Here is a 612-nt window from a genome sequence, read left to right as displayed (position 1 = left end):
GGTGCGGGTCACGGATATTGGTCAGCGCCGCAAAGCGCCCGTCTGCGCCAACTCCCAGCCAGGTCCCGCCCGCTTCCTGGTCCCTGCCCGCGTAAACATGGGGCGCATCCAGCCACTGGGCCAACGGCAAACTGGGCCGGGCATAAAATTCATCACGGTTGGCCGCGAAGATCAGCGGCTGGGCGTGGCCCGGCCGCCAGGCGAAAACAATCAGGCACATAAGGCAATCCCTTTGTGTTTTGCCCACTCTACCCATAGAACCCTGTGCTTTGCATCCGTTAACATGCCGGTCTGTTTTCGGGGGCTCCCATGGAATTTCTGCTGTATTTGCTGCTGGGATCCTGCGCGGGCATGCTCGCCGGGCTGTTCGGCGTGGGCGGCGGCATCATTATTGTGCCGGTGCTGGTGTTCAGCTTCACCTTGCAGGGCTTCGATCCCGCGGTGCTGACCCACCTCGCTGTCGGCACGTCCCTGGCGTCTATTATCTTCACGTCGGTGAATGCGGTGCGTGAGCATCATCGGCGCGGCGCCGTGCGCTGGCCGATCTTCGTATGGATGGCCGTGGGTATCCTGCTGGGCGCGGGCGTTGGCGCGCTGACCGCCGAGGCGATC

2 protein-coding genes are annotated in these 612 nt (G+C 63.4%); one reads left to right on the top strand and one right to left on the bottom strand.

The window, feature by feature from the left end:
- Window positions 1–220: NRDE family protein (locus HX846_RS37130; protein ID WP_178967454.1), on the bottom strand; the 220-nt coding region annotated here is incomplete at its 3' end.
- Between the two features lie 89 nt (window positions 221–309).
- Between HX846_RS37130 and HX846_RS37125 the strand changes: the two genes are divergently transcribed.
- Window positions 310–612 (top strand): sulfite exporter TauE/SafE family protein (locus HX846_RS37125; protein WP_178967453.1); only part of this gene is annotated, 303 nt, incomplete at its 3' end.

The sequence above is a fragment of the Pseudomonas sp. K5002 genome (genome assembly GCF_013386655.1).
Classification (GTDB): Bacteria; Pseudomonadota; Gammaproteobacteria; order Pseudomonadales; family Pseudomonadaceae; genus Aquipseudomonas.
This window is presented reverse-complemented; position numbering and strand designations above follow the sequence as displayed.